We start from the raw sequence: 20,997 nt of genomic DNA, 5'->3' as shown, positions 1-20,997 counted from the left end.
GCCGCCGTATTTGTTGTGAAACGTACGTATAGGTACGTTCTCATTTCTATAACTTTTTTAAACTAATGATGAGGCATGTCATTCTTTATTTCTGTAATTCACGCTGTGCCAGCCATTCCTTTTTCAACAAAGCATATTGATACGTATTCTCGTATCTCGGTGTGCCGTCCTCATTTTTGACAAATGAAATGAACTCCAAAAAAAGACCTTCCCGGCGCATGCCCAGCTTCTCACACAGTTTCTGGGAACGGAAGTTATCATCCTCGACATAGGCGTACAGTCTTCTTATTCCCTGTTCCATAAAGAGATTTTCGATGAAAGCACTGGCGCTCTCACTTGCGTATCCTTTCCCTTCAAATCTGCCATTAAAATTCCAACCAATACTATACGTATCTGAATTCGAATCCTTATCCGTATCGGAATCTCGATCTTCCCTCATACCAAACAGCTCACCGATCAACTCGTTACTGTCTTTCAGGCAGACCGCGATGTGGGAATCGTCACTGCTTCTTTTTGTGACCTCTGCCGCCGCATCTTCCAATGTTGAAATTCTTTGATCCATAAAACAATTCACTCTGGGATTTGTTGTGTATTCCAACAGTCCGGCTGCGTCCGTTACGGTGAAATTTCGCAGGATTAATCGATTGGTTTCAATTGTTTGCATAAGATATACCTCCGGTTTTCATATCAATAGATTGGCTATGTTCATGTTGTATCTCTTTTTATTTTACGAGACTCCCTATTCGTACTATAACTGGGTATAGCCTTGGGTTTGGCTTTGGTACTGTCTGACCGGGAGAACAATCCCACCAATTTCTCCCTATAGATATAACCGAGTACAAACCCGATTACAGCGATAACAGAAATAATAATGGCGATTGTGTATTGTTGCATATGAATCGTGGACCCTATAACGGTAGATGCGATGATCCACGGCAGACGACCAACGATAAGGATCGTGAAGAACCTAAACGAACTAATCGATGTAAGTGCGGCGACAAATACAAGCATGTCTTTGGGTAAGCCGGGAATTACAAAAAAGATGAATAAAAATGCGGAGAACTTCTTCTCATCATGAATTAACGACATCCACTTATTATTTTTCTTTTGCATTAGTCGTGAAATATAGGCGCGACCGATATAACGGGTGAAATAAAAGGCGATCGCTGAGCCTATAATCAAGCCTATTGTAGTATACAAGGACCCAATTGTAACCCCATAGATATAACCGCCTGCAACCTGTACCACTTCTCCTGGAATAGGTGCAACCACGATCTGAAGAATCTGGAATAAAATAAACATGACCGGACCCCAATGGCCTGTTGAATGAATATACGCTCTGAAGTTGTCCATGGAAGACATGATTTTAATAAGGGCAGGAGAATAATACACCAGTAGACCAATGGACAACATGATGAACAGACCCAACAATATGTTAATCATTACTTTTTTCGAAGTTTGTGGCATTCCTGACGACCCCTTTGTGTAATAACTTCTACATATTTACAGTATAAGACGAAATTATTAAGAGATACCTACATAACTTCTGAAGAATTCTTAAGTCGATTGTATTTGCTGGTAGTCGCTAATAGCGCATATTATACTGAAATTAGACGGAGGGATCAGATGAGCAAGAAAATTCTAATTGCTGATGATAACAGTGAAATTCGTGAAATTGTAAGGATTTTGTTAGAGAGTGAGAATTATGAAGTGTTTGAAGCAATAGATGGTCAAGATGCGATTGATAAAGTGAACGAAGAGACGGATCTCATTATTTTGGATATGATGATGCCCAATAAATCGGGGCTGAAGGCGTGTCTGGAGATTCGTGAAAAAACAAGCGCACCGATCCTGTTTCTCACGGCGAAAACGCAGGATTCTGACAAACAATTGGCCTTTTCCTCAGGCAGTGATGACTTTTTGTCCAAACCCTTTTCCTATACAGAACTTGTTTCGAGGGTGAAGGCTCTGCTGCGGAGGTATTATGTATATCGGGGCAAGGAGAAGACCGAAGAACAGGACCAAATTATCGTTAAGGATCTTACCGTCCATCAGGATTCAAAAGCCGTGTTTGTTGGAGAGAAGGAGATTGCTCTAACTGAAATTGAATACCAGATCTTGCTGCTGTTGGCTAAGAAGCGACGAAAGGTATTCTCGGCAGAAAATATATATGAGAGTGTTTGGGGGCAACCCTACTTTTATACGTGTAATAACACGGTCATGGTTCATATTCGTAACTTGAGAGGCAAACTGGAGGATGACCCGCAGAACCCTAAATATGTGAAGACCGTTTGGGGGAAGGGGTACAAAATTGAATAGATTATTAATCGGAAAAAAGCTGAAGATTAAACTGGTTCTGGCGGTTATCATTTCTTTGGTCATTTCCATAAGTGCACTTGTTATTTTACAAGTTGTTGGCGAGACTGTATTGGATAGTTATTTAAGCAAATCCACTTTTGTAGAGAACAGGCAGCAAGATGCGCTGGATCGATTCGAAGCATTTGTGAATAACCAGAACGTGTCAACCCGTGATCATGAGGAATTGTCTGCTTGGATAAGACATGAGCGCTACTTAAATCTGTATATTTTTGCAAAAGACAAATTGATATTTTCCTCCAACACGGAGATTGATCCTGCCATTAATGAAGAGTTGTTAACTCAATTCGTGCCATCGAAAATACCCATCACCACCATCCATTTTGCAGATCAGGATGCCCAGATTTACTTGGTTAGCTTTTATGAGTATCAATATTACAACCTCATTCTGATTATTGGTGTTTTCATAGCGGCCATTGTGTTCATTGTTTCCTTTCTACTGATGATTAATAAGAAAACATCTTATATTGGCGTGCTTGAACAAGAGATCAAAATACTCGAAGGTGGAAATTTAGATTATTCGATCACGATATCGGGAAAGGATGAACTGTCATCTCTGGCCCAGAGTATTGATGAGATGAGGAAATCATTTGTGGAGCGGCTGGACAGCGAGGAGAGGGTCAGGATGGCCAACCGTGAATTGATCACGGCGATTTCCCATGATTTGCGAACGCCACTCACGATTCTATTAGGATATATGGATATCATAGAGCTCAACAAATATAAGACACATGAGGATCTGTTGCAGTATATTCATAATAGCCGGGAGAAGGCCTATCAGATCAAAGTGCTGTCAGACAAACTATTCGAATATTTTACGGTATCCTCTGCCGCTGAAGAAGAGGAAGTAGAATTTGAGATGTATGAGGGCAGAGCGCTTATCGATCAACTTATAGATGAGCAATTAGTGGTTTTGGACGATATAGATGTGCAGGTTCAGACAGATGCTCATCATGAGGAGTTTTTGCTGGAAATCAATCTGGTCGCCATGCGTCGCGTAATGGATAACATATTTTCAAATATTCGAAAATACGCCGATCCAGTGCATCCCGTTCATATCCAGATTTCTTTGAAGCAACAATGGGTCATTCTTGGGGTGGAGAATAAGATTAAACATGTTGGCAAAAAGAAAGATAGCAATGAAATCGGGCTCGTTAGTTGTCAGAAAATGATCCAGCAGCACAACGGGACGTTGACGGTGTCGGAGGAAGAAGATACCTTTTCGCTACAGATTAAGCTACCTGTCATCTTCAACAAACCAACACAGACTCATATATAATGGATCTCTTGAAATGATGCGTTAAATAGGTATAGGCGAATGAACTTCGCTTTACCATTCACACTATACAAAAAGAGCCATGCAACAGCATGGATCTTACATATATCGCGAGAGGGCAAGCCTCATGTTTTAAACAACAGGTGCATTCTGTTTCTTGAAATATTGTTCAATTAAAAACGCGAGCATCGGTCCGGGCTCAGCCTGCTGTAATTGAGCCTGATCGCCGAATTCCATGAGATACGGCTGTTCCGTAGTACAAGGAATCCAATGAGGCATCGGCTTTCCGGTGGAGTCCGAGCCGTTTGGGTCACCTGTAGCAATAAAGTTGGATAAATAATTACACATTTGGCGAGCCAAATCATAATGCTTGCCTGTGAAAGGCCGCCAGCATTTGGCAAGTGTTTCGAAGAAAAACCACAGATCGACGGAGTGAAAAGTGCCTGGCTGATCCCAGCCCGGAATCTCGGCGTCGAAGTTATAATAGTAGAGAGGCGTTTCAGACGGATGACCGCTGTTCGCGCGGATGGCGAGCAGAATGGCATGTTGGATCATGCGGACCGATGCTTGTTGCAAAGCATGTTCGATTTGTTCGGTATCAGCCTCACATAGCTGTAAAAAGGCAGGAGCATCTTCGCCAAACAACTCCACAGCCATCTGCTTCAGTTCTTCCAGATTGGCTGCGGCGGGACGGGTCCAAAATTCAGAAGACGTATGCCCCAGCATTACGGGTATCGCCTCGCGCTCCTGCTGAACAAAACGAGTAAACGGATCGCCTGCGCAGAATTGTTCGTCGATGACGGTTCCCCAGAAGCTTTTGTATTCGAGTGCTTTGTCACGGAGATATTCAGCTTCCAGTTGTCTCGCCTCAGTCAGGGAAGATACGCCCAGGAAGCCGAAAAACTCAACCCCTGCTTGCTCTGCATCCCTTAGTGTGGAACGGACAGAAGGCACGCGGACCTTCGGGTACAACTCGGTAGCTATACCGCTCATGATGACGGCTCGCTGGAACAAGCCTTTATTTTGCGGAGAGGTCATCTGGCTGAGTACACTTCCTCCGCCTGCCGACTGTCCGCCGATGGTGATCTGGTCTGGATCACCGCCAAAGGCGGCAATGTTGCGTTTGACCCACTGGGTACCTGCTTGCTGATCGAGATGACCAAAGTTGGCGGGTGCATGGGGGGATTCGGCACTAATCTCAGGATGGCACAGGAAGCCAAAGGCATTAAGCCGATAATTAATCGTCACAACGACAATACCTCTACGAGCGATTCGCTCACCATCAAATTCCATTTCGGCCGTATGGCCGACTTGTAGGCCCCCGCCAAAATACCAGACAAAAACAGGCAGCTTCTCGTCCGTGCGCTTGGCTGGTGTCCAGACATTCAGATACAGACAATCCTCGTCCATGGGCAGGTCGGGATCAACGGCCCATTCGCGGGTATAGATATTGTTATCATCTATGACTGTTGGGGCTTGCATGGAGATGGGGGCAAAATCAAATGCTTGCAGTACACCTTCCCAGTTCGACTGCGGCTGCGGAGCTCGCCAGCGCTTCTCACCTACAGGAGGTGCGGCAAAAGGAATTCCCTTGAAGCTGGTAATCCGCGGGTCCGCCGCGGGCAGTCCTTGCACTTGTCCATGTTCTACCGTAACCATTCTAAGCATACAACATTCTCCTCTCTGGATTTAGCGTGTAAGCATTACCGAACATCTGATCAACGTGGCATTAGAAAGGGGGAATCAAGGTTGAATCCGATTTGGCATGAGAGCAGTAGAGCCAGTAATTTGTATTTTATCAGCGGTGGTCACAAACCAGCCAACGCTCACCAATGGGGGCCAGGCGTACGTGACGTTTATGCGCTGCACTATGTTATCCGCGGCCAAGGGACGCTGGAGACGGGCGGCCACGTTTTTCGGCTCGTTACGGGGGAAAGCTTTATCATATTTCCGCAAAAGGAAATTTACTATTATCCAGACCCGCAAGATCCATGGGAGTACGTCTGGGTGGAGTTTAGCGGTGAGGATGCCGGGCGGATGCTGGGGCTGACACAGCTCTCAGAGATACAACCCGTGGTGACGGTGTCGCCGGAGACACTGCAGCCTTTTTTCCACCTTGCCTGGAACGCGGGTGCATCATCCTATGAATTACTACGGGCGGATGCGCGTTTGCGTCTGCTGCTCTCCTACTATATGGAACATTATCCGAAGGAGCCGCAGGTAGACGCCAAGGATTATGTTTGGCTGGCGAGAAAGTACATCGAGCAGAACTACTGGAAGCCGACATTGACCGTCACCGAGATTGTAAAGGCAGTTAATCTGGAGCGCAGTTATTTGTTTCGTCTGTTTAAGGCAGCAACCGGCAAGTCTGTTTTGGAGTACATTACATCCTGCCGAATCGGACGCGCCTGTGAACTGCTGAAGACGTCGGATCTACCGATTCAATCGGTAGCCTATTCTGTCGGCTACAATGACCCGTTATATTTTTCCAAAGTATTCAAGAAAGCAACTTCACACACGCCAACATCGTTCATGATGCTGCACCCGACAAAGGCATAACGTTAACGGAACAGGGCGCAGTTCCCAGACTCTCGGAAATAACGGATCAGCTTCTCAATAGGCTCACGTCCACAGTTAAGCTTCACTCCTATACAATCGATGCACAGAAATTGCTGGGCAGGGCGCGAGATCAATTTGAGGTAGATGCCCACATCGTCTGAAGAGAGCGGAACCTGACAGGAGGTGCACAGGCGATGTTGAGTCATCTATTTCACCAGTTTGGCACGCACAATTAAACAATCATGTGCTGCGACAACGGGAGCGAAGCGTTCACGGAACACACCAAGCTCTTTATGTTCCCAGCAGTCATACAGGGACAGAGCATAACCGGCAGCGTAAGGCAGACCCATATCCCAAAATTGCAAAGACAATTCCCGCTGGCTGTCGCTCAGGTTGAAGAAGCCAATAGCCAGATCACCATCTGTGAGTACCTTCACCAGCATAAATACATCGTCTGTGTGAAACCATTGTGGTTCTGGTTTAATGCGGTAAGCTCCGCGAGCTTCTACATCCTGATTGATAGCGATCAGGTCAGGATTCAGGAGAATATCCTTTGTAATCTGGTTAGCCTTACGCACGTCACATCCGATCATTAATGGGGAACCCATGATGGACCAGAGAGAGAAGTGGGTTTTATATTCGATGTCGTTGCATCCGCCGATGCTGCCAATATAATCATTGTTGCTTCCACCGTACATACCTACAATCAGCATATCCATGTCGTTATGGCAGAAGGAGCCGGTGTAGCTTTGTTTTCCCAGTTGTGACAGGGCAAGTTCCTTCACTGAATCCCAATTGTCGCGGATATCGCCGGTGGAGCGGTACATATGAGCGCCCGATTCCCGAATCCAATCGTATACGTCGTCGGCTCCCCAGTTGCAGGCGGAGAACAGGATATCGCGTCCGCAGTTTTTGAGCGCAAGGCTCATCCGTTTGTACAGCAGCTCTCCTGAGATATGGCGCGGCTTGAAACAGTAATCATACTTCAAATAATCAACGCCCCATTCGGCAAAAAGGGCAGCATCCTGGAATTCATGCTCGAAGCTGCCTGGATACCCGGCACATGTATGTGTACCCACGCATGAATACATTCCGAACTTTAGTCCTTTGCTATGGATATAATCGGAAAGCGCTCTCATTCCACTCGGGAATTTATCCGGGTCAGCCACCAGATTGCCGCTCGCATCACGTTCCTTCAGGCTCCAGCAATCATCAATGACAATGTACTCGTAGCCAGCAGCCAGATAACCTTCCGATACAAACACATCAGCGACATCCCGAATTAATTGTTCGTTAATATCCCACGTAAAGGTATTCCACGAATTCCAGCCCAGGGCAGGGGCAAAGCCTAACACTTGATTGTTGCTCATGCTCTCGCATCCTTCCTCATCTCGGTTTGGTTAACAATACTAAACTGAACATAAACGATGAGCGACGTATCCCGCCATAGCTTAACGTTGCTTGGACATGGACATATGTTGCTCTGCTTGTGCTGGTGGAATTAGCTCTTTCAATCAGGCTCTCGGCAGGTATCAGAAGTTGCCGGTAGAAGCATAAGAAAGGAAAAATGTCTGTCTGCGAAGAAGTTATATCTATCTTTTCAGGGATCTGTGCGAAACAATGGTATAGATGTTATGGTCGGTGATAATGCTCGAACAGGTTGTCAGAGCCATAGGGAAATTTGAATAGTATTCTGTTCTTTTAGGGAAAATACTCCAGTGGTAGTCTATGAGAAAGGTAACAATCTCTCCAGAATGATTATGTAGGGCGGCAGAATGGTTCGAATAGGATAATGAGCGATGTTCCTGTCCGGTTTTTCGTTAAACATAAGTGTCTGTTTGATTGGATCAGATATATAATTGATAGGATGGGAAGTGTCGCGCAATGAATTTAGATGAAGTGATGCAAGAGCTGGAAGTGCTGGGTAAAGAACGAACGAAAAAAATCTACTTGTCCAATGGTGCGCATGAGCCGCTATTTGGCGTGGCAACCGGGGCGATGAAACCAATGGCGAAGCGGATCAAAAAGGATCAACCTTTGGCGGAGCAACTATATGCAACGGGGAATTATGATGCGATGTACTTTGCGGGTGTGATTGCCGATCCTCAAGCGATGACGGAAGCCGATTTTGATCGTTGGATTGATGCTGCGTATTTTTACATGATCTCTGACTTCATCGTTGCCGTTACGCTGGCGGAGACGGATATTGCTCAAGAAGTTTCGGATAAGTGGATCGCCAGCGGAGATGAATTGAAAATGTCAGCAGGATGGAGCTGTTACTGTTGGTTGCTCGGCAGTCGAAAGGATGCTGAATTTTCGGAGAATAAACTGATGGAGATGCTAGAACAGGTCAAAAAGACGATTCACGAATCTCCGGAACGAACGAAATATTCGATGAACAACTTCCTGTATACCGTTGCAACATCCTATCAACCGTTGCACGATCAGGCGGTGGAGATAGCCAAGGCTGTGGGAACTGTCGAAGTGAACAAGGACATGCCAAAGAGCAAGCTGCTGAATGCTTCTGAGAATATCCAAAAGGCAGTGGATAAAGGGCGGACGGGGTTCAAGCGTAAATATGTAAGATGCTGAAATTTTTGCTGTATCATCAGTTTCAACATACGGAACATATGGTTATCGTGGGATTGAAATCCACAATCTCCATGTTATAATGAGGACAGAAACAGCTTATAATGCAAAGAGAGCCGTGCGGTAACACGACTCTCTGACGCAATAGCCGCTTTTAAGGGCGGTTGGCTTAACAAGAGGATACACGATCAAGTAGACCGCAACCTTTGCAAGGGTGGGCGGTCTACTTGTGTTATTGGACAGCAGCGCTACAATCAGCGAACCGAAGGTAAGCATTAGCATAATCGCTTCAAATACTGTCACAAGGCATCACCTCCCTTCCGGGAGATTAGCCGACCGCCCATATAAGCCTTTCCATTGCTCTGTGAGTATACCATATTTTTCTTGGAGCTAATAGATGAACAATAATTCGTTTTTATAAAAGTTTTGGAATGTTAATGACCTCGTACTTTATATGCGATAAGAGCGTTACGGTGGCTAGTATGGAATTTATTAAGTTGTAAACAGATAAGAGAAAACACGCCATTTATAGGCGTGTTTTTTGTTGACAGCTAGATAATAAGCATATAGCAACATCAAGGCTACATATCGTTCCTTTTAACCATTTCTTTGGCCTGCTGCCTGCCCGCTGAGAGAAAGCTGTCGCTAAGCTCAGGATCACTAACAGAGCGTGCAAGTACAAGCGAGCCAACCATTGTACTGAACAGTGCACGACCTCTGGACACATCGATCTCAGCCAGATTGGAGATAAAAGTGATCATCCGCTCCAATTCATGGGTGAACACCTGCCGAACTTCTTCGGACGAACGGGATATTTCGCTGGAAAGGGCGGGGAAAATACAGCTCATTTCCGTTTGGTCGCGGTGATACGGACTCAAATAATAATCGATTACTTTATTAATTTTGGAATTCTGCTCTTCCTGATCAGCCACGTTCTGTAGAAGTGTAATGGTATCACTAATGGCATATTCACAGGCTTCGGCAACCAATTGTTCCTTGTTGTCAAAGTGTGAATAGAAGCCTCCATGGGTTAATCCAGCTCCCTTCATAATAAACGGGACACTCACCTCTTGGATACCATTGGTGCGAAAAGCTCGAGCCGCACTCTCAACAATCTTACCTCGTACTTTTATTTTATGTCCTTTGGGATAGGGCATGATCATTCACTCCATAGTTTCATCATTATGCTTTTTAAAATATTATAGTCATCATAATAAAGCCTGTCAATTTGGTAACTGGATATCTGTTCATTTTCAAAAGGGCCAATACGATTGTTGACGGTCTTAAAATATGATGGTTATAATATATTATGGTCATCATATTTTAAATCGACTTTAAATCGGGAGGTATCAGAATATGAGCAAGCTTGAATCTGTGGATACGTTAGTTATTGGATCAGGTCCAGGTGGATATGTGGCGGCGCTTCGTTCTTCGCAGTTGGGGATGAAAACGGCAATTGTTGAACGTAAACAGCTCGGCGGGGTCTGTACACATGTGGGTTGCATACCATCCAAAGCCTTAATTGCGGAATCGCATCGCTATGATTGGTTTAGACAGTTCAATCAAGCTGACGCGGCAGCGACATTTAAGACTGTTCAGCATTTTAAACAGGGGGTTGTGAATAAACAGGCAGGTGGTGTCCACTATTTGTTAAAGACTGCGGGTGTGAACATTCTGGAAGGAGAGGCCAGTCTGGTGGATGAGCACACAGCCATGATCCAGCAAGCTGGGCAGGAGCAAAGCATTTCTTATAAAAACCTCATACTGGCAACGGGGTCTCGTCCAATTGAGCTGCCAGCATTTCCAGTTGGAGGTCGCATCTTATCTTCCACTGAAGCACTGTCTCTACAGGAGGTTCCGAGTAGTCTGATTGTGATCGGCGGAGGGTATATTGGGGTGGAGCTTGGACAGATGTATGCCAAATTCGGAACCAAGGTAACGATTCTGGAGGGAGGCGCACAAGTATTGCCTGGATTCGAGGCGGAACTTGCTGCCCCTGTAGTCAAACAATTAAAGGCGGACGGCATCCAGATCGTAACCGGAGCGATTGCCGAAAAGGTGGAGCACAAGGCGAATTCCATTACACTTCATTATTCAAAAAATCAGGAGCAGCATCAGGTTACAGCGGAATATGTAATGGTCACAATCGGCAGGAAACCCAATACAGACGGCCAGTTAGGACTGGAACGCATAGGCTTGCCCGTAACAAACAAGGGACTGGTTGAGACGGATGAACAGTGCAGAACGGTTATCCCGCACATTTATGCCATTGGAGATATTACAGCCGGTCCGGCGCTCGCTCATAAGGCTTCCTATGAAGCCAAAGTAGCTGCAGAGGCCATTGCGGGTCTTACCTCCAAAGTGGATTACAAGGTGATTCCGCTTGTTGTCTTTTCGGAACCGGAGCTATCCAGTGTTGGGGTAAGTGAGACGGAAGCCAAAGCACAGGCCGTTCCGGTGATTATTGGAAAATCTTCTTTTGGAATCAACGGAAGAGCATTGGCGTTAAGGGAAACCGAAGGTTTTGTGAAAATAGTGGCTGACCCGACTTCAGGAATTGTCATTGGCGCGCAAATCGTCGGCGTGGAGGCATCCACACTGATATCGGAGCTTGCACTTGCGGTCGAGATGGGGGCAACCGTGGAAGATCTGGCCATGACGATTCATCCTCATCCGACTTTGGGAGAAGTGATCATGGAGGCAGCCGAGAACGCAGTCACCAAAATGATGATGAAAAGTAAAAGTGCACAGCAAATTTAACTATATAAATTGAACTAAACATTTACACGAAACGGAGAGGACAGAAAGAACCTGAAGAAGCGGAGCGTTCGCCTTTATCACTGGATTTACCCTTTATAAAAGGAATCAAAAAATCTGGGGATAACAGCGATCGGAAGGTTGTTCTGTCATCGGAGTGTCCAGTGTAAATATTTTTAGTTCAACTTGTATACACGAGTATTGGGAATGGGAGAGATAAAAGAATGAAGATAAAAGCGGGTTTGTATATTGGAATTGCGATGGTGCTCATTGTTGGAGGTTCACTTTTGGCTGTTAAAGGGAAGGATGCTGTAAGTCAGGCCGAGAGCCGGAAACAAGGCATACTTGAGGCAGAGCAAACGACATTGTTTTATCAGAATAGTCCTGGGGCGATTGCAGAGGCGGGCGCGTCTGCAGGTGACTCCGTGAGAGAGGGAGAGGTGCTTTTCAAAGTGAAATCAGCCGGGGAGGGAGATAAGGAGGTACTCGCACCGTATGACGGATTGGTTGACCGAGTTAATGTAGAGAAGGGGGATCAAGTTCAAGCAGGAGTCCCGCTGGCAGTTGTACAAAAGAATACGTATTACACCGACCTTTACATACAGGAAAGTGAAATTCAACAGCTTGAAGTGAATCAAAGTATTGATGTTCATTTTCCGTATTTGGATCAGCCAATGCAGGTGAAAGGAACTGTTAATTCTATCTCATCTGCTCCTCTGTTCGCAACCTTGCGAATGTCACGGGAAAAAGGGCAAGCCGATTTAAGTATGTTTCTGGTCCGAATATCGATGGATTCGAATACCGATTTGCTTCCGGGGATGACGGCAGAGGTGAAACTTGATGAAATCACTGATTGACGAATGGAAGTACGTCGCGGGCAGTAAGTATATACAGCTAATTTTTATTGGGCCAATGATTGCAGCCTTATTTTTCGGATTAATGTTCTCGCAGAATCAACTTAATAAATCACCAGTTGTGGTCATTGATGAGGATCATAGCGAATATTCACGGCAATTGATCTCCAAAATAAATGCGTCACAATACATGAGTGTCAAAAGCGTATATGCGAGCCGAATGAGTCCTGAAACATTGCTTGCCAACGAGCAGGCTGTAGCGGTCATTATGCTTCCCAATCAGTTAGGATTGCGTCAACAACAAGGGAAATCGACAAATATCGGTATCTTGATGGATAACACGATGCCCTCGGGGTTAACCGGTATTCGCACTGCGATTCAGGAGATCATCCAGACGGAAAATATGACCCTTTCCATGACACGTCTGGTCCAAAAAGGGATGGATGCCGAGACAGCTAAAGGAATCGTGTCACCGTTATCCCTTCAGCAGCGGATGCTGTTTAATCCAACCTCCAGTTATGTCGGTTTTATGGTGCTTGGATTTGTGAATATCGTAGTATTGATGATTACAACAAGTGCAGCGGGCTCAATTGTACCCCGGCTTCGTCAGGAAGGGAAACTGTTTGCAAACGGAAAGTCACCTTTTCAACTATGGGTTCGGAGTGTACCTTACGCTGTGTTGAGTTCCCTTTCGCTGCTTCTATCTTATGGATTGTTAAAGCAGGTGGGGGGAATGCGGTTTGAAGCAGAGCCTTATCTTTTTATCATTCCGTTAGTTGTTTATGCTTTTGCTTTGTCACTCATGGGTATGCTGATTGGATACACTGCCAAAGACTTATCCAAAGTCAATCTGCGGACCAGCTTGGTATTATATCCGTCCTTTCTGGCTACGGGAATTCAACTAACGCCACTGGCGTTCCCAGAACCGTTCCAAATGTTCGCATGGGCATTACCCATGAACTGGCTTAACCGTCTGATTCGTGGAATGGCGTTTAGGGACGGGGCGCTGACAGCCTACAGTCAGGAGTTGGGGGCATTGCTGATTATTATTGGCGGAGTGTCCTTGTTCATGGGATTACTGTTTCTGCGGGAAACAAGGAAAGTTTCTTCCAGCAGAGCACCCCTGTTGAATGCGGATATATTGCCGAGCAGTAATTAATTATTTAAGAATCGTTAAACAACGAAAAAAGACGCACGGGAGTCATTCCTGTTGCGTCTTTCTGTTTTCTTTTTAAATCTCATTCGTGCTCCCATACGGTGAGCTATTTTCCATATTCAAAAATGGATCGTGATAAAGAGGGAAATACCATAGATTGTTTCTCATTAATCGTCATCATTATATGATATAATTTCTCACTGAGAGTGCAGAAATGGAGAGCAAGAACGGCTTGATCCAGCTACTCCATAGCTGAGCCCATTTGTGACCTACTGCTCAGATGAAAACTTCCAAGGGAGCACTGATTTTTAGGATATAGAGCTGCATACAGATAAAATTATTTATTATGGGAGTTGTCTAACGAATCATGAATAAAAAAGAAGTCGCGCATATACGCAAGCAGTTTAAACTCGATCACGATCTACTGAATATTTACGATATTCTCAACGTGTATATTACGAAGGAAACCAATGAGGTCTATCACTGGGAGCGTCACCCGTTCGAACTGGTGGACAGAGAGAAGCAAGAGCTGTACATGGGCAATTTTAAAAAATTGCTGACAGGTGATTTGGATCAGAAGTTGTTTGAATTGAAGTTCCAGGAAGCGGCGGAGGACCCGGCACAGGTACTGCTTCACCAGGCTCTGGTCACAGGTGATCCGGATGAATGGCAGGATCTGATGCTGCTGCTCGTGGATCGAATGTTGGTGGATACGAAGTTTGAGCGGGATATGGTAGCTACGTTTGTGCGTGGACAATATTATCTGCCGACCAAGGCTAGAAACGAAGCTACGGAAGAGAGTGAGAAGAATGAGGTGTTCGCTCATCCGTTCATTCTGTGCAGCGTGAATTCCACGGAGAAACAGCGGAAAACGCTCTTGTTTGATTACGTGGAGAGAGAATTCAAATACAACATCATTGTAGATCCGATTATCAAATTAAGCACGCCAGAGCAAGGATTCTTGTACCCTAGCGTAACGGACAACTACTCCGATGTGAATCGTGTACTGTATTGTACAGGGAAATCCAATTTCCCGGATCCGCATTTTGTTGAAAATGTACTGAATGGAGAAAGATCCGTAACCGCACTGGAAGAACGGGCGATCTTCGAAGATATCGTGAAGGAAGTGGCCGGTGAACAGCTCGATTCAGCCACCATTGCACATGTATACGAGGAGATCAACCGAGTTATCGAAATTAACGAAGAGTCCCATGAGGAAGAACCTCCAAAGCTGGATTATAAAGATCTGGAACGTGTACTGACCGCAAGCGGTATAGAGGATCTGACAACGGAGAAAGTAGAACGTGCCTTCGAAACGATCGTTGATAACAAGAACTATGAGATGAAGGCGACAAGTGTTATGCCGAAGTTTACGTCCAAGTCCATTAAGATCGAGACCAAGGTTGCTACGATTTCGGTTAGCCCGCAAGACCTGAGATATGTGAAACAGGTGAATTATCAAGGCAGACGTTGCATCATGATTGAAGTGGACGAAGATGTCGTGATTGAAGGCTTTACCCTTAATACAGAAAAACTTATAAATGATCTAGACAATGATGATGTAAAATAATCATCCGACCAGGACGAATGAACGTCCATCTATATTGCAAAAAGCCCAAGCCTAAAGTAACAATGAACTGCTCCCTGTCATAGTAGACCGTAGAAGACTACGATAGGAGCAGTTCAATATGCCAAGGCATGGGCTTTTTTGCTGTTTCATGACTGCCGCAACAGTTGTTTGATATCCGCTGCCGGACTGGAACCAAGCTCCTCTTTGAGCAATTCCTCCAGCACCAGATACGACAGGATGATCTGGCGATGAATATCTTCCCGAATCGAATCAATCTGGAGGATACGTTCAAAATAATATAGCGCCCGTAACGGCTCGCCTGCCTTCGCGTAATAGTGGGCCGCAGTTTCCATCGTCATGATGAAATCCAGCTCCAGCTGTCTGGACCACGCGAAAGCCCACTCATAATTTTCTTTTTATTGATGTTCTACGTGAATTCATACCCACCCTGTAAATTCCAATATCGACGCTTTTGCAGACTGTGCTTCTGTATGAGCGCCTTTGCGCCAGGCTTTAGGCGATTCGCCCATCAGTTTGGCGAAGCAGCGGTTAAAGCTGGAGATGGATCGGAAGCCGACCTGCTCAGAGATAGACAGAATGGAGGCCTCGGTGCTTTTTAATCGTTTGCATGCCTCTTCAATCCGGGTACTGTTCAGAAAATCAAGCGGTGTGGTTCCCATAATTTCATGGAACTTGCGGCGAAAATGCGTTGTACTCAGATGACACAGTTCAGCGAGGTAATCGATGGTCACAGGCATCATATAGTTTTTGGTGATAAACTCCAGCGCAGGTGAGATGACCAAGTCCCCTTGGAGGTCTCGTTCCCGTTCCTGATCCTGAGATGACAAGCGTTCGCTGCTCGCATGAATTCGAAGCAGTTCGATATATAGAGACATCAACAAGCCGTACGCGCTCTCCCGATAGTAGGGGGACTGCTGCTTCATTTCTTCAACGATTGAAGTTGCGAGCATATGAATTTTGGGATGCTGTTCCTTATTCAGAATGCAATTGGTTCCCTGAATCGCCCATAGATTCGGTTCAATGTGAGTTTGTGCTGTTTTGAGCGAATGGCGGAAGAGTTCTTCCGGTGAAAAAAAGATATAAGCCCACAGGCTGGCGTTATTAGGCGAACTGTATGTGGTATGCGGAAGGTATCGGGGAATGAACGTGATGTCGCCTGCACGAAAAGGCACAGATTCTCCCTTAATCTCCATGATGCCTCCATCTGAATAACAGATGCCAATCTCCATGTGGTTATGGAAATGAAGATGCTCACTCTTGATATCGGATATTCTCCAGCGGTCTCCACTGAGTAACAGGACAGGAAAATCAATGGGCAGGCTGTAGTGACGATATTCAATGACAGGTTTCTTCGGTTTGGGCATTTTCGAGGACTCCTATGTATAAATGATTGAAATTGCGCAGTTTTGTTATGAATATGCTTAGATTGAGACTATTTTACTGCGTACAATGGAATAAGTAAAGCGTTTACAAAAATGGACGGACACCTCTCAGGGCGCACTTGGGGGCGTGTGCGCAGGGAGAGGGGAATAACAATGCTTCAAGTGAAATATGACAGGGAACAGATTCTACACATAATCGAGAACGTTACCAAGAAAACACTGGATATGGATCTGACATGGGATTGGCCAGGCGGGGTGGCTTATTATGGTGTATCCAGAGCCTATCAAACGACAGGCAACCAAGAGATTTTGGACAGGCTGGTGAAATGGGCAGACGAATATATCGAGCTGGGTCTGCCAAGTTGGACGGTTAATACATGTGCCATGGGCCATGTGCTCATCACTTTATATGAAGAAACCGGGGATCAGAAATATTGGGACATTGTCCTCAGCAAGGTTGATTATCTCCAGAATCATGCGCTTCGCTTTGGAGGCAATGTGCTTCAGCATACGGTATCGGTTTCCAATGATTTTCCGGAACAGGCTTGGGCGGATACCTTGTTTATGGCGGCATTTTTCCTGCTACGCGTAGGTAGCAAATTAAAAGACGAAGCCATGATTCAGGATGCGCTGAATCAGTATTACTGGCATATCAAATACCTGCAAGATCCGAGCAGCAGTCTGTGGTATCACGGTTATAACAATATCAACAAGGACCACATGTCCGGATTTTACTGGGGAAGAGCAAACGCTTGGGGAGCCTATACGATGTCTCAAGTGAAACCGCAATTGAACGACTGGTATTTGTACCCGCAGTGTATGGATGTAGAATGTGCCCTTCGCGATCAATTGGCGGCTCTCAAACTGGTGCAGACCGATAACGGCTTGTGGCGTACGGTTTTGGATGACGAAGAATCGTATGAAGAGGTATCAGCTTCCGCTGGTATTGCAGCAGCCATGATCAATAATGGTAATCCACTGCATACCAAATATGTGCAAAAAGCACTGGAAGGCATCCTTAACAACATTAGCGAAGATGGACGCGTGCTTGGTGTATCTGGCGGTACGGCGGTGATGAAGGATCGGGATGGCTATCGCAATATTCCAAAAGACTGGATTCAGGGCTGGGGTCAGGGCCTGGCACTCGCTTTTCTGTCCGATATGTTGAGATAGGGAGGGAACCCAATTGTCCAAATTAACCAAAGGCTCCTTTACACTACCGGGAGAATCCGGTTATGAAGCACTGACGCTGGAACTTGCCGATCGCTGGGGTGCCGATGTGATCCGTGACAGTGACGGTACAAAGTTGTCTGATGAGATTATCAATGCCGGATACGGCATCTATTCAACCATTTGCATTATTCGGGATCATAATGAGTGGGCATCCCGTAATCTGGATAAGTTGCAGCAATGTTTTCTCATTACGAATCCGAAGGTTGCTGTGCAAGATTATGTATCTATCTATCTGATGGAGGACTTCTTTGCTGAACAATTCAGGGTGAATGATTCCAAAGAAGCGTTTAAATATTGGCAAGTTTATGATAGAACGACTGGGGAAGAGGTACCTAGAGGACAGTGGAATTATGAAAGGGAATCTGGCAATGTTGTCATTACTGGCGTTGCTCCTTGGCATAAATACACGGTGAGTTTCATGGTTTATCGGATATGGGAAGAGATCTCTATGTACAATCACACGACGAATAATTGGGACAAAGAGCATCTGATGCAGATTGACCCGATCTATACAGACACCCAAACCTATTTGCTGGATTGGATGGAAAAGTGGTGCCAAGACCACCCGGAAACAACGGTTGTACGTTTTACGTCCCTATTTTATAACTTCGCCTGGATCTGGGGCAGTGATGAGCGGAATCGCCATCTGTTCTCAGATTGGGGTTCATACGATTTCACGGTGAGTTCGAGAGCGCTGGATCTGTTTGCTCAAAAATTTGGGTATTCACTCTCCGCCGAGGACTTTGTAAATGGCGGTAAATATCAGGTCACTCATATGCCTGCGGATCAGCGCAAACTGGACTGGATGGCATTTATCAATGATTTTGTCATTGAATTCGGTAAAAAGTTGATTGATATTGTCCACAAACATAACAAGCTGGCGTATGTCTTCTATGATGACAGCTGGGTGGGCATGGAGCCGTACAATGATCGCTTTGAGGAATTTGGATTCGACGGCATGATCAAATGTGTGTTCTCCGGTTACGAGGCAAGAATGTGCTCAGGCGTTAAGGCTGGTACCCATGAGATTCGCTTGCATCCCTACTTGTTCCCAGTTGGCTTAGGCGGGCTTCCTACCTTCAAAGAGGGAGGAGACCCTACCCTGGATGCCAAGAAATATTGGATTAATATCCGGCGTGCGCTGCTGCGTGAGTCGATTGACCGGATTGGACTGGGTGGATATTTGCATCTGGTTGAGCCTTACCCGGACTTTGTGGATTATATCGAGAAGATTGCCCATGAATTCAGGGAAATGAAAGAGCTGCATCAGGCTGGAAAGCCTTATCAGATCAAGACAAAGGTAGCCGTGCTGCATAGCTGGGGCAAGTTAAGATCGTGGACCTTGTCCGGTCATTTTCATGAAACGCATATGCATGATCTGATTCATGTGAATGAGGCATTAGCCGGGTTGCCTGTTGACGTGCAGTTTATTGATTTTGATGATATTCGTCAGGGCGCATTGAAGGATATAGATGTCGTCATCAATGCCGGCTCTGCAGGTTCAGCATGGAGCGGTGGAGAGCATTGGAGTGACCACAAGTCTGTGGACTTATTGACCCAATGGGTGTATGAGGGTGGTACCTTTATTGGCATTAACCAGCCTTCGGCAATGGACGGGTACGACAGCTATTTTAGAATGGCTCATGTGCTTGGGGTGGATGAGGATACAGGCGCCAGAGTTGTTCATGGAAAATGGTCGTATGAGGTTAATGATGAGTATGGTTTGGTGCCTGAGGGGGCCAGCATACTTCCGAAAAATAACATTTATCTTACGGATGGATCAGCAGCTGTAGTGAGTGAAACGGATGGTCAGATCACACTGTCCACACATGCTTTTGGAAAAGGAAAAGGGATCTACCTGCCTTCCTTCGAATTCAGCTGGGAAAATACAAGACTACTTCTGAATTTGATTCGATTTGCGGGCAATGAATTCCATGAAACAAAGTACATTACGGATAACTTGTATACCGAGTGCGCCTACTACCCTGAGAGCAACATATTGGTTGTGATCAATAATAGTGATCAAGCTCAAAACACGACAATCAATACAGAGCATGGAAAACAGACCGTGGAATTGGACCCGTATGATACGGTGATCACCAAAATTGGTTTAACAAAATCGGTATCCCCATAGAATAATGATTCAATAGACCGTATTCCTTAACCAGGAAGCGGTCTATTTTAGTTATTAGGGCGTGTCTGAAAACACCGAAGGAAGCAGATTTTATCATACGGATTTTACTGTATGGTGTTAACACTATTTGGTAGAATATTTAAATAAGGATAGGGATCATGAGCCCTAATATATTATTGTTTTCATCTTTTTAAAGGAGAGAATGCCCTAATGTACAGTTATAAAATGTTGGACAAAATAAGCATGGCAACACTTCACGAGGCGTTTGTGGATGCGTTCTCCGACTACCAGGTTAAAATGGATTTGCCTTTTTGGAAGTTTCAACAAATGCTCCAACGAAGGGGGTATCACCCCGAAATATCTATGGGAGCCTTTAAAGATGAGAGAATGGTCGGATTTGTTATCAATGGACTTCGAAGCTGGAATGGAAAGGCAACTGCATATGACCTGGGGACAGGCGTTGTAAAAGATTGCAGACGGCAGGGCATTACAAGCGAGCTGCTCTTGAATATTCAAAAGCTGTTAAAAGAAAAAAATGTAGAGCAATATTTGCTCGAGGTCATCCAATCCAACGAATCTGCAGTTCAGCTGTACAGTAAACAAAACTTCAAAATTCAAAGGGAATTTTCATGTTTCCAGTTGCAAAAAGATCAATTCATACCGCAAACGACCTGCACGGTGGAATGTGTGGAGAGAATCGATTTGGAGCCGTTTAAGGAATTTTGGGATGTGGAGCCCTCATGGCAAAATTCAATTGATTCCATCTACGCTGTACCGGAGGCTTTTATCTATGTCGTTGCACGTCAGGATCACAGCATTGTTGGCTATGGCATTATAGATCAAAAAACAGGTGATGTTCCACAGCTTGCAGTGAACCAAAATTACCGGGGCAAAGGTATTGCAAGCAGCATCCTGACAGAGATGGTCCAACGCACAGAATCGCCTAGAATCAGTGTCCTCAATGTGGAGTCTCATCTGAAACCGATGCAAGATTTCCTCCTGGTCAAATCAGGTTTTGCATATCATGTGGGCCAGTACGAAATGCTCTTGAAATTATAAAGAGATACCCGTTTCGACTTAAGATCAGATC

At 45.3% G+C, this 20,997-nt stretch carries 20 protein-coding genes; 11 read left to right on the top strand and 9 right to left on the bottom strand.

What is annotated here, in order from left to right; all coding sequences use genetic code 11:
* Positions 1–85: 85 nt before the first annotated feature.
* A complete protein-coding gene (locus tag AC6CIF_RS24695; protein ID WP_498201915.1) occupies positions 86–664 on the bottom strand; it encodes a GNAT family N-acetyltransferase in 579 nt (192 codons plus the stop codon).
* Between the two features lie 41 nt (positions 665–705).
* Positions 706–1,467, bottom strand: a complete 762-nt coding sequence (locus tag AC6CIF_RS24690) for a TVP38/TMEM64 family protein (RefSeq protein ID WP_498201914.1) — start codon at positions 1,465–1,467, stop codon at positions 706–708.
* 159 nt (positions 1,468–1,626) lie between these two features.
* Between AC6CIF_RS24690 and AC6CIF_RS24685 the strand changes: the two genes are divergently transcribed.
* The gene (locus AC6CIF_RS24685) at positions 1,627–2,319 is read left to right on the top strand and encodes a response regulator transcription factor (RefSeq protein ID WP_340902105.1); all 693 of its coding nucleotides are present in this window, start codon (positions 1,627–1,629) and stop codon (positions 2,317–2,319) included.
* Positions 2,312–3,655 carry a sensor histidine kinase gene (locus AC6CIF_RS24680; RefSeq protein WP_498201913.1) on the top strand — a complete coding sequence of 448 codons (1,344 nt, stop codon included), beginning with the start codon at positions 2,312–2,314 and terminating at the stop codon, positions 3,653–3,655. The genes AC6CIF_RS24685 and AC6CIF_RS24680 overlap by 8 nt, the downstream gene beginning before the upstream one ends.
* A gap of 129 nt (positions 3,656–3,784) precedes the next feature.
* Here AC6CIF_RS24680 and AC6CIF_RS24675 read toward each other — a convergent pair whose 3' ends face one another.
* Positions 3,785–5,320, bottom strand: coding sequence for a carboxylesterase/lipase family protein (locus AC6CIF_RS24675; protein WP_498201912.1), 1,536 nt, complete (start codon positions 5,318–5,320; stop codon positions 3,785–3,787).
* Between the two features lie 81 nt (positions 5,321–5,401).
* On the opposite strand from AC6CIF_RS24675, the gene AC6CIF_RS24670 reads away from it, so the two are divergent.
* Positions 5,402–6,211: an AraC family transcriptional regulator gene (locus AC6CIF_RS24670; protein ID WP_498201911.1), complete on the top strand. Its 810-nt coding sequence runs from the start codon at positions 5,402–5,404 to the stop codon at positions 6,209–6,211.
* Positions 6,212–6,213: 2 nt separating this feature from the next.
* Here the strand turns inward: AC6CIF_RS24670 and AC6CIF_RS24665 are convergent, their stop codons facing one another.
* Entirely contained in the window at positions 6,214–6,417 is a 204-nt protein-coding gene (locus AC6CIF_RS24665) for a hypothetical protein (protein ID WP_498201910.1), read from the bottom strand.
* Complete coding sequence (locus tag AC6CIF_RS24660) at positions 6,418–7,581, bottom strand: glycoside hydrolase family 27 protein (RefSeq protein WP_498201909.1); 1,164 nt, start codon at positions 7,579–7,581, stop codon at positions 6,418–6,420.
* A 514-nt stretch (positions 7,582–8,095) separates the two neighbouring features.
* Between AC6CIF_RS24660 and AC6CIF_RS24655 the strand changes: the two genes are divergently transcribed.
* Entirely contained in the window at positions 8,096–8,803 is a 708-nt protein-coding gene (locus AC6CIF_RS24655; RefSeq protein ID WP_498201908.1) for a DNA alkylation repair protein, read from the top strand.
* Between the two features lie 96 nt (positions 8,804–8,899).
* Here the strand turns inward: AC6CIF_RS24655 and AC6CIF_RS24650 are convergent, their stop codons facing one another.
* Both AC6CIF_RS24650 and AC6CIF_RS24645 read right to left on the bottom strand, forming a co-directional pair.
* Positions 8,900–9,103, bottom strand: coding sequence for a putative holin-like toxin (locus AC6CIF_RS24650; RefSeq protein WP_498201907.1), 204 nt, complete (start codon positions 9,101–9,103; stop codon positions 8,900–8,902).
* 278 nt (positions 9,104–9,381) lie between these two features.
* Complete coding sequence (locus AC6CIF_RS24645) at positions 9,382–9,957, bottom strand: TetR/AcrR family transcriptional regulator (protein WP_339786290.1); 576 nt, start codon at positions 9,955–9,957, stop codon at positions 9,382–9,384.
* A gap of 199 nt (positions 9,958–10,156) precedes the next feature.
* Between AC6CIF_RS24645 and lpdA the strand changes: the two genes are divergently transcribed.
* The 4 genes from lpdA to AC6CIF_RS24625 all read left to right on the top strand — a co-directional run bounded on the left by lpdA (position 10,157) and on the right by AC6CIF_RS24625 (position 15,137).
* A complete protein-coding gene (gene lpdA / locus AC6CIF_RS24640) occupies positions 10,157–11,560 on the top strand; it encodes a dihydrolipoyl dehydrogenase (protein WP_498201906.1) in 1,404 nt (467 codons plus the stop codon).
* Positions 11,561–11,781: 221 nt separating this feature from the next.
* Positions 11,782–12,414, top strand: coding sequence for a biotin/lipoyl-containing protein (locus AC6CIF_RS24635; protein WP_076215007.1), 633 nt, complete (start codon positions 11,782–11,784; stop codon positions 12,412–12,414).
* Positions 12,398–13,570, top strand: coding sequence for an ABC transporter permease (locus AC6CIF_RS24630; RefSeq protein WP_498201905.1), 1,173 nt, complete (start codon positions 12,398–12,400; stop codon positions 13,568–13,570). The genes AC6CIF_RS24635 and AC6CIF_RS24630 overlap by 17 nt, the downstream gene beginning before the upstream one ends.
* A 364-nt stretch (positions 13,571–13,934) precedes the next feature.
* Entirely contained in the window at positions 13,935–15,137 is a 1,203-nt protein-coding gene (locus tag AC6CIF_RS24625) for a DUF4317 domain-containing protein (protein WP_498201904.1), read from the top strand.
* A 146-nt stretch (positions 15,138–15,283) separates the two neighbouring features.
* Here the strand turns inward: AC6CIF_RS24625 and AC6CIF_RS24620 are convergent, their stop codons facing one another.
* Both AC6CIF_RS24620 and AC6CIF_RS24615 read right to left on the bottom strand, forming a co-directional pair.
* Positions 15,284–15,496: a hypothetical protein gene (locus AC6CIF_RS24620; protein ID WP_498201903.1), complete on the bottom strand. Its 213-nt coding sequence runs from the start codon at positions 15,494–15,496 to the stop codon at positions 15,284–15,286.
* Positions 15,497–15,574: 78 nt separating this feature from the next.
* Positions 15,575–16,522 carry an AraC family transcriptional regulator gene (locus AC6CIF_RS24615; RefSeq protein WP_036606012.1) on the bottom strand — a complete coding sequence of 316 codons (948 nt, stop codon included), beginning with the start codon at positions 16,520–16,522 and terminating at the stop codon, positions 15,575–15,577.
* Between the two features lie 171 nt (positions 16,523–16,693).
* On the opposite strand from AC6CIF_RS24615, the gene AC6CIF_RS24610 reads away from it, so the two are divergent.
* From AC6CIF_RS24610 to AC6CIF_RS24600, 3 genes are all read left to right on the top strand, one after another.
* On the top strand, positions 16,694–17,713 hold the full coding sequence (locus AC6CIF_RS24610; protein ID WP_498201902.1) for a glycoside hydrolase family 88/105 protein: 1,020 nt from the start codon (positions 16,694–16,696) through the stop codon (positions 17,711–17,713).
* A 13-nt stretch (positions 17,714–17,726) separates the two neighbouring features.
* Positions 17,727–19,907, top strand: a complete 2,181-nt coding sequence (gnpA, locus tag AC6CIF_RS24605) for a 1,3-beta-galactosyl-N-acetylhexosamine phosphorylase (RefSeq protein WP_498201901.1) — start codon at positions 17,727–17,729, stop codon at positions 19,905–19,907.
* A gap of 210 nt (positions 19,908–20,117) precedes the next feature.
* Complete coding sequence (locus AC6CIF_RS24600) at positions 20,118–20,966, top strand: GNAT family N-acetyltransferase (RefSeq protein WP_498201900.1); 849 nt, start codon at positions 20,118–20,120, stop codon at positions 20,964–20,966.
* The last annotated feature ends 31 nt before the right edge of the window (positions 20,967–20,997 follow it).

The sequence above is a fragment of the Paenibacillus sp. GQ49 genome, assembly GCF_059759055.1.
The sequence above is the reverse complement of the archived record's forward strand: the minus strand, read 5'-3'. Positions and strand labels throughout refer to the sequence as shown.